3 protein-coding genes are annotated in these 2618 nt (G+C 66.9%); 2 read left to right on the top strand and 1 reads right to left on the bottom strand.

Features of this window, described 5'->3' with window-relative positions; genetic code table 11:
• Positions 1 to 924, bottom strand: a 924-nt coding sequence (locus tag ACRDUX_RS28950; protein WP_526418966.1) for a Zn-ribbon domain-containing OB-fold protein, incomplete at its 3' end; no start/stop codon positions are given.
• 52 nt (positions 925 to 976) lie between these two features.
• Between ACRDUX_RS28950 and ACRDUX_RS28945 the strand changes: the two genes are divergently transcribed.
• Positions 977 to 2008, top strand: a complete 1032-nt coding sequence (locus ACRDUX_RS28945; RefSeq protein WP_526418964.1) for an LLM class F420-dependent oxidoreductase — start codon at positions 977 to 979, stop codon at positions 2006 to 2008.
• A gap of 107 nt (positions 2009 to 2115) precedes the next feature.
• On the top strand, positions 2116 to 2618 hold a 503-nt coding region (locus tag ACRDUX_RS28940), incomplete at its 3' end, for an acetoacetate decarboxylase family protein (protein WP_526418968.1).

Raw genomic sequence — 2618 nt, 5'->3', positions numbered from 1 at the left:
GCCCCACTCATCGCGGGGTCGCCAGACCGCCTCGACCCGCATGCCCATCCGCACGTCGGCCGCGTCGATCTCGAGGATCAGGTGCAGGAACGCGATATCGGCACCGTCGAGCAGGACGTACGCCGCGACGTAGGGCGGCTTGATGCGCTGACCGGCGAACGGGATGTTGATGATCGCGAACGTGGTGACCGTGCCCTTGTCGGGCAGCTCGACGAATTCGGTGAGCTGCCGTCCGGTGGCCGGGTCGGCCTCTCGCGCAGGGAAGTACACCTTCCCCTTCTCGCCGTTGGCCAGGATGGCGTAAGCCCCAATGAGCTTGCCCTCCTCCAGCCCCCGCAGGAAGGTGCTCTCGGGAAGTGAAGCGGTGTGCTGGATCTCGAATGAGCTCGGCGAGACGAGCATGGTCACCGGGTCGCGGTCGTCGGCCACGGCGGGGACGTCCTCGGGAGTGTCTCCGAGGGCGAAGTACGCGATGTCGGTGATCGCTCCGACGGGCTCGTCGGTCCAGTGCACGTGCACGCGCGCCCCGGTGGCGATCGCGTCGGAGGACCCGGCGTCGACCGCGTGCAGCAGTGGGGTGTCGGCGCCGTCGAGCTTGATCAGCGCCCACGCGAACGGGCGGTCCAGCGGCTGACCTTCGAGGGGCTGCGGCTGCCACGTCCACGACACCACTGTCCCGACGCTGGCCACCGGTACGATCTCCGTCAGCGCTTCGTAGGTGACGGGGTCGAACTCGGCGGGCGGAACGTGCACCCGGCCGTCCGATCCGCGGATGCCGACGACGTGTCGTCCGCGCAGTTCGGTGAAGAACCGGCTGAGGACGGATCCGACCGAACGGGTGTAGTCGAATGACAGCTTCAGCGGCGCCGAGAGGGGCGGCTCGTGGTCATCGATACTGGCCGGGCTACTTTGGCTGGCGGTCACGGCATCGAGTAGAACAGGTTCTAACTATCGTGGCAAGAACGGGGTGTCGAACATGAAATTGGGACTGCAGCTCGGATACTGGGGCGCGCAGGCGCCGACCAATCACGCAGAACTGGTCGCGACCGCCGAGGAGGTGGGTTTCGACACCGTCTTCACGGCCGAGGCGTGGGGCTCGGACGCCTACACACCGCTGGCCTGGTGGGGCCGCGAGACCACCCGGCTGCGGCTCGGCACGTCGGTCATCCAGCTCTCGGCACGTACCCCGACGGCGTGCGCGATGGCGGCGCTGACACTGGACCACCTGTCCGGCGGTCGGCACATCCTCGGGCTCGGCGTCTCCGGTCCGCAGGTCGTCGAGGGTTGGTACGGCCAGAAGTTTCCGAAGCCGTTGGCGCGCACCCGTGAGTACGTCGACATCCTGCGTCAGGTCTGGGCGCGCGAGGCGCCGGTGCACAGCGACGGGCCGCACTATCCGCTGCCGCTGACCGGTGAGGGCACCACCGGCCTTGGCAAGAACCTCAAGCCGATCACCCATCCGAGAAGAGCCGACATCCCGGTCATGCTGGGTGCCGAGGGTCCGAAGAACGTCGCGCTCGCCGCCGAGATCTGCGACGGTTGGCTGCCCATCTTCTACTCGCCGCGGATCGCCGACATGTACAACGAGTGGCTCGACGAGGGCTTCGCGCGGCCGGGCGCCCGGCGGACGCGGGAGACGTTCGAGATCTGCGCGACCGCCCAGGTCGTCGTCACCGATGACCGGGCGGGCGTCATGGAGTTGATGAAGCCGCACCTTGCGCTCTACATGGGCGGAATGGGCGCGGAGGACACCAACTTCCACGCCGACGTCTACCGCCGGATGGGTTACTCCGAGGTGGTCGACGACGTCACGGCGCTGTTCCGCAGCGACCGCAAGGACGAGGCAGCCAAGGTCATTCCCGACGAACTCGTGGACGACTCGGCCATCGTGGGGAACCTCGACTACGTCCGCGAGCAGATCAAGGCCTGGGAGGCCTCTGGCGTCACGATGATGGTCATCGGCGCCCGCTCGCCCGAGCAGATCCGCGACCTCGCCGCGCTGGTCTAGGCGTGGGTAGACACTTTCTTGCACTTGTCTAGAACACGTTCTAGATTTGGCGTGTGACCGACGCCATATCTCCGACACAGCACGAGATCGCAGGCACCGTGGTGACGATGCCGGTCAAGATCCGCCGCGCGACCCAGCACATGGCGATGTTCTCGGTGGACGCCGATGCCGCACAGCGCATGATCGACTACAGCGGGCTTCGGGTCTGCCGCTACCGGCCGGCCAAGGCCGTCGCCGTCCTGATGCTGATGCACTACGTCGACGGTGACCTGGGCCAGTACCTCGAATACGGCACCAACGTCATGGTCAATCCGCCAGGGTCGAACGCGAGCGGGTTCAAGGCATTGCAGTCGGCCGGTGCCTTCATCCACCACCTTCCCGTCGACCAGGCGTTCACGTTGGAGGCCGGGCGATCGATCTGGGGATACCCGAAGGTGATGGCGGACTTCACGGTTCGATCCCCGGGTCGCTCCGCTCCTGCCCGCCGTATCCGGGATGGCCACCACTTCGGATTCGACGTGAACATCGACGGCCAGTTCGCGGTCGGGATGGACTTCGCGGGCGGGCTTCCCGTGCCCTCGGTCTTCACGTCCAAGACGCAGGTGCATCC

This window comes from Mycobacterium sp. (assembly GCF_050701675.1).
In the GTDB taxonomy this organism is placed as follows: Bacteria; Actinomycetota; Actinomycetes; order Mycobacteriales; family Mycobacteriaceae; genus Mycobacterium.
The sequence above is the reverse complement of the archived record's forward strand: the minus strand, read 5'-3'. Positions and strand labels throughout refer to the sequence as shown.

Excerpts from the sequence above, each read along its gene's own strand:
- ACRDUX_RS28945 (WP_526418964.1), top strand. The coding sequence starts at position 977 with ATGAAATTGGGACTGCAGCTCGGATACTGGGGCGCGCAGGCGCCGACC.